Source organism: Mesorhizobium sp. P5_C1 (assembly GCF_054049815.1).
In genome coordinates this window covers 1-5,756 of record NZ_JBFULQ010000372.1, presented here as the reverse complement: position 1 = coordinate 5,756, position 5,756 = coordinate 1, and the positions used below count along the sequence as shown (strand labels likewise).

At 62.4% G+C, this 5,756-nt stretch carries 5 protein-coding genes; 1 reads left to right on the top strand and 4 read right to left on the bottom strand.

The window, feature by feature from the left end; translation table 11 throughout:
• The first annotated feature begins 320 nt into the window (after positions 1–320).
• On the top strand, positions 321–497 hold the full coding sequence (locus tag ACXJ7R_RS23415; RefSeq protein ID WP_111546440.1) for a hypothetical protein: 177 nt from the start codon (positions 321–323) through the stop codon (positions 495–497).
• 78 nt (positions 498–575) lie between these two features.
• On the opposite strand, the gene ACXJ7R_RS23410 is transcribed toward ACXJ7R_RS23415, so the two are convergent.
• The 4 genes from ACXJ7R_RS23410 to uvrA form a co-directional block, all read right to left on the bottom strand.
• Complete coding sequence (locus ACXJ7R_RS23410; RefSeq protein ID WP_457153916.1) at positions 576–1,724, bottom strand: GGDEF domain-containing protein; 1,149 nt, start codon at positions 1,722–1,724, stop codon at positions 576–578.
• Positions 1,725–1,900: 176 nt separating this feature from the next.
• Positions 1,901–2,707, bottom strand: a complete 807-nt coding sequence (locus ACXJ7R_RS23405; RefSeq protein ID WP_457153915.1) for a DUF72 domain-containing protein — start codon at positions 2,705–2,707, stop codon at positions 1,901–1,903.
• A 25-nt stretch (positions 2,708–2,732) separates the two neighbouring features.
• Complete coding sequence (locus ACXJ7R_RS23400; RefSeq protein ID WP_457153914.1) at positions 2,733–3,203, bottom strand: GNAT family N-acetyltransferase; 471 nt, start codon at positions 3,201–3,203, stop codon at positions 2,733–2,735.
• Positions 3,204–3,236: 33 nt separating this feature from the next.
• A partial coding sequence (uvrA, locus tag ACXJ7R_RS23395; protein WP_457153913.1) for an excinuclease ABC subunit UvrA occupies positions 3,237–5,756 on the bottom strand: 2,520 nt, incomplete at its 5' end.

Sequence of the window (5,756 nt, the reverse complement as noted above, 5' to 3'; positions counted from 1 at the left end):
TGTCGTTGTCCCAAAACCGCTGCGCACTTTTAGGGGACATGCACTAGAATCGGCAATGGACTTCAGGTGACGGTCCGAAGTCTTTCGCAAGTCCAATATTTCTTCGATCCAGTCATCCGTGTCTCTGGCGCGGCGGCGGCTGCGTGCTAGTCTTTTCTTGGCTTTTGTGAGTCGGCCGTTTCCGTATCAGTCTGGTGTTATCGCAGATCGAGGGGCGCGGCGATGGCCGGGCAAGTTCCACGCAAGCATGCATTCCTAGCTTCCCTCCTGCGATCTGATTGTCGTTCAACGCGTTTGGGCACACAGGCTAAGGGACTGCCATGGAACGTTACGTCGAGGACTATCAGAAGCGGCGGCTAACCGAACGCGTCGATATCATCACCGCGATCAACATATTGAGGTCCCAGGGGTACGATCGCGATGAACTGATCGAGGAAATCACCAAGGTCTTCTATGTCGATCTCGATGCTTTCAACGAAATCGTCATGGCGGCATAGGGCTGCCTTCACTCACGATCGTCTTGCCGAAACAGGCAAGGCTGTCCCGACGATACGGTCGACATATCAGGATTGCAGTTAACCCACGCGCCGGAGTGGCGAGGCGGTGACGCGGTTGCGGCCGCCGCGCTTGGCAGCGTAGAGCGCCTTGTCGGCGGCGCTGAGCACCTTGTCGAAGCTGAGGCCCTCCTTTGTGCCGAAAGCAAATCCGGCACTGACCGTGCATGTCAGCGAACCCGTCTCGGTTTCGATGCGGCATGCGGCGAAGCCGGACCGTATGGCCTCGGCCGTGGCCTCCGCCGTTTCGGGCAAGGTCCGCTTCAGCACCAGAGCGAATTCCTCGCCGCCCATGCGCGCGGCGACGTCGGTCGGGCGAAGATTGCCGGCGAGTTCCCTGGCGAACACCCTCAGCACCTCGTCGCCAGCGGCGTGGCCGAATTCGTCGTTGATGGACTTGAAGCCGTCGAGGTCGAACACAACCACAGCGGTGAAGGCTCCGACCGGGGCACTGCCATGCAGGTCGAACAGCGCGCGCCGGTTGAGTAGGCCCGTCAGCGGGTCGGTCAGGGCGTTGTGGCGGTGATGCCTGGCCAAGCGCCCTTGATTGAGCGCCAGCGACAGGGCGCCAATGCCGGTCATGCTGGCGATGACGATGATGAGGCTCAACTCCTCGGCCCAATTGCTTGGTGCATGCCCAAGGATCAGCTTTCCGTCCCAGGCGAGAACCATGGCGCAGAGGGCGAAGGACGTGGCCGTGGCCGAATAGAGCGCCGTGATGCCGATTGTCAGGGCAGGCGCTTCGTTGCGACCCTTCCAGTATTCGAGCGCCGTTGCGAACAGAAGCAAGGCAGCAAACATGTTCTCCAGCATGAAGCCGAGACCGTCATAGCCGAGAGCCATGGCAGGCAGCACGACGGCCAGCGAAATGCTGCCAACCACCGTTCGCGGGATCGGCGAGCCGCCGGTTCGGAACTGGTAGGCCGCGCCCAGCATGGCTGAAAAACCAAGCAGGAGCAGGGCAACGGTCGCGATGCCGAGCAGGCGCCCGGGCATGTCGATATAGGCGTCATAGGCAAAAATGTCGGCGACTACCAACAGCAGGCTGACCGCCCATGTCAGCAGGAATTTCTCCGAGCGAGCAGTCAACCACATGCCAAACAGTGTCAGGCTCAGGCAGGTGGCGGAAAAACCAACAGCCAGCAGAAGTGAAGTGTAGTCGAGCGACATGCCCTCGTTCCTTGCCGGCGGCGATCCCAGCTCTGCGGCTTGGCCAGCCTGGATTCATGCAGCAAGGAGGTATCGATAAGGTTACGAATGTGCCGAAATTGCCTCGATTGGACGCCTTCCTGCCCCAAAAACGCATAGGAGAGGCGCTTGGCGTGAAAGTCCTTATGCCGATGTCCTTAGTCGGCCACCCGCTTCAACAGCGCCATGGCGCCGAACGGCGCCCGCACCTTGCCCTCGGTGATGAAGTAGACGAACACGTCGCGCGGTTTGACGGGTGCTTCGGTCGAGAGATCGGTGCGCGGCAGGTCGGCCGGCACATTGCCTTCGGCCCAGGTCCTGGCGMGCGCGGCCCATTCATCCAGGCCTGCCGGCGTGTAGCAATCGGGATTGTCGTCGCTGCCGGTCTGCAGCCGGGCATAGATGAAATCGCCGGTGACGTCGGCGATGGCCGGATATTTAGCGTGGTCGGCATAGACGATCGCCGCCTTGTATTTGCGCACCAGCGCCGCGAATTCCGGCACCATGAAACTGTCGTTGCGCACCTCGACCGCGTGGCGCAGCGCAACGCCGTCCTGCTTTTCCGGGAGCAGCTTGAGGAAGGCTTCGAAATCGTCCGGGTCGAACTTTTTCGTCGGCGCGAACTGCCACAGGATCGGTCCGAGCTTTTCACCGAGCGCCGCCACGCCCGAACCGAGGAAACGCATCATCGATTCACCGGCCTCGCCGAGCACGCGCCTGTTGGTGACGAAGCGGTTGCCCTTGAGCGAATAGACGAAACCGTCTGGCGCTTCGCTCGCCCATTTGACGAAGGTCGGTTCCTTGAAGCTGGAATAATAGGTGCCGTTGACCTCTATGCTCGAGACCTGCCGGCTGGCATATTGCAGCTGCTTGGCCTTGGAGAGCTTTTCGGGATAAAAGGACGTATCCCAGGGTTCGAACGTCCAGCCGCCCATGCCGGAGCGGATTGTTCCCGATTTGCTCATTGCCATCCTCCCGAATTCAGAAAAGTCAGCCCGTCGTGATCTTGTCGACCGGCTTCGCCATGTCGACGAGCACCCATCCTGGCCGGTATGGATGGGGCCGGCGACCCGTTTCGTGGAAACCATAGGCCAGATAGAGCGCGATGTTCCGCTCCATTTTGGCGTTGGTGTAGAGCCGCACCTCGGGCAGGCCCCACGCCAGCGTCTGGTCGTCCGCTTGTTTGAGCAGGGCAATGCCAAAGCCCTTGCCCTGAAATCCTGGCGCGACGGCGACTGAGAAGATCATCGCGTGGTCGTCGTGACGTTCCAGAGTGAGGAGACCGGCAAGTTCGCCGTCACGCTCCAGGAGCCAGACCTCGCCACGCGCGATGCGCGGTGCATAGTCCTCAGTGACGGGGATCGGTGGCGCGCCGAACAGTGCGGAATAGGGCGCGTAGGCGGCTTCCGTCAGCGAGACGACAGTTTCGAGATCACCGGGAAGCGCTCTTCGGATTGTCATTCAAATGCTCTCCAAGCGCCGACTGGTTCGCCATCACTCCGCCGCTTCGCGCTTGCCTCCGGGGCGCCGCTCCAGCAGCTCCTTGAGGAACTGGCCGGTGTAGCTGCGCTTTTCGCCCACGATCGCTTCCGGCGTGCCGGACGCCACCAGTTCGCCGCCGCCGTCGCCGCCTTCGGGGCCGAGGTCGAGCACCCAGTCGGCGGTTTTTATCACCTCGAGATTGTGCTCGATGACCACTACCGTGTTGCCCTGGTCGACCAGTTCGTGCAGCACTTCCAGCAGCTTGGCGACATCGTGGAAATGCAGACCGGTGGTCGGCTCGTCCAGAATGTAGAGTGTCTTGCCGGTTGCCTTGCGCGACAGTTCCTTGGCGAGCTTGATGCGCTGCGCCTCGCCGCCCGACAGGGTCGTCGCCTGCTGGCCGATATGGATGTAGCCGAGGCCGACCTGCTTCAGCGTGTCGAGCTTGTCGCGCACGCCTGGCACGGCGGCGAAGAAATCGACGCCTTCCTCGACCGTCATGTCGAGCACGTCGGCGATCGACTTGCCCTTGAACAGCACGTCGAGCGTCTCGCGGTTGTAGCGCTTGCCGTGGCAGACGTCGCAGGTGACGTAGACGTCGGGCAAAAAGTGCATCTCGATCTTGATGACGCCGTCGCCCTGGCAAGCCTCGCAGCGGCCGCCCTTGACGTTGAAGGAGAAGCGGCCGGGCTGGTAGCCGCGCGCCTTGGCTTCCGGCAGGCCGGCGAACCAGTCGCGGATCGGCGTGAAGGCGCCGGTATAGGTGGCGGGGTTGGAACGCGGCGTGCGCCCAATCGGCGACTGGTCGATGTCGATGACCTTGTCGAGGAATTCGAGGCCCTCGATGCGGTCGTGGTCGGCCGGATGCTCGCGCGAGCCCATGATGCGGCGCGACGCCGCCTTGAACAGCGTCTCGATCAGGAAGGTCGACTTGCCGCCGCCTGACACGCCGGTGACGGCGGTGAAGGTGCCGAGCGGGATTTCGGCGGTGACGTTCTTCAGATTGTTGCCGCGCGCGCCGACGACCTTCAGCCGCCGGTTCTTCTTCGCCTCGCGCCGCACGCCGGGCGTCGCCACTTCGAGCGCGCCCGACAAATATTTGCCGGTGATCGAATTCGGATTGGCCATCACCTGCTGCGGCGTGCCCTGGGCGATGATCTCGCCGCCATGGATGCCGGCGGCAGGGCCCATGTCGACGACATAGTCAGCATGCAGGATGGCGTCCTCGTCATGCTCGACGACAATCACCGTGTTGCCGATGTCGCGCAGGTGCTTCAGCGTGTCGAGCAGGCGTGCGTTGTCGCGCTGGTGCAGGCCGATCGACGGCTCGTCCAGAACATAGAGCACGCCGGTGAGACCGGAACCGATCTGCGAAGCCAGGCGAATACGCTGGCTCTCGCCGCCCGACAGAGTGCCGGAATTGCGCGACAGCGTCAGATAGTCGAGCCCGACATCGTTGAGGAAGCGCAGCCGCTCGCGGATCTCCTTCAAGACGCGCACGGCGATCTCGTTCTGCTTGTCGTTGAGCGAAGCTGGCAGGTCGGTGAACCACTTGTCGGCGTTACGGATCGACTGTTCGGTGACTTCGCCGATGTGCTTGCCGGCGATCTTCACGGCCAGTGACTCGGGCTTGAGCCGATAGCCCTTGCAGACCGGGCAAGGCGTCGCCGACATGAAGCGCTCGATCTCCTCGCGCATCCAGGCGGATTCGGTTTCTTTCCAGCGGCGCTCGAGATTGGGGATGACGCCTTCAAAGGTCTTGGTGGTCTTGTAGGAGCGCAGGCCGTCATCATACTGGAAGGTGATTTCGCGCTCGCCGGTGCCGCGCAGGATGGCCTCCTGGGCTTCCGCGCTCAAATCCCTGAACTTGTCGCCGAGCTTGAAATTGTAGGCCTTGCCCAGCGCTTCCAGCGTCTGCGCGTAATAGGGCGAGGTCGATTTCGCCCACGGGCTGACCGCACCGTCGCGCAGTGAGACGTTCTCGTCGGGCACGACGAGGTTGGGGTCGATGGCGCGCTGGCTGCCGAGACCGTCGCAGGTCGGGCAGGCGCCAAACGGATTGTTGAAGGAGAAAAGACGTGGCTCGATTTCCGGAATGGTGAAGCCGGAGACCGGACAGGCGAACTTTTCCGAGAACAGGATTCGCTCGTGCGTCTCGTTCTTGGACTTGTTGACCGAATCCTCGCCCGTCTGGCTGGCGTCGAGCGGCTTGTCGGCGAATTCGGCGACCGCCAGCCCATCGGCGAGCCTCAGTGCCGTCTCGATGGAATCTGCTAGCCGGGTGGCGAGATCGCCACGCACGACGATGCGGTCGACGACGACGTCGAGGTCATGCTTGTACTTCTTGTCCAGCGCCGGCACGTCGGCGATTTCATAGAAGACGCCGTCGACCTTGACGCGCTGAAAGCCCTTCTTCTGCAGTTCCAGCAATTCCTTGCGGTACTCGCCTTTGCGGCCGCGCACCATCGGCGCCAGGATGAACAGGCGGGTGCCTTCCTCGACCGCCAGCACACGGTCGACCATCTGGGACAC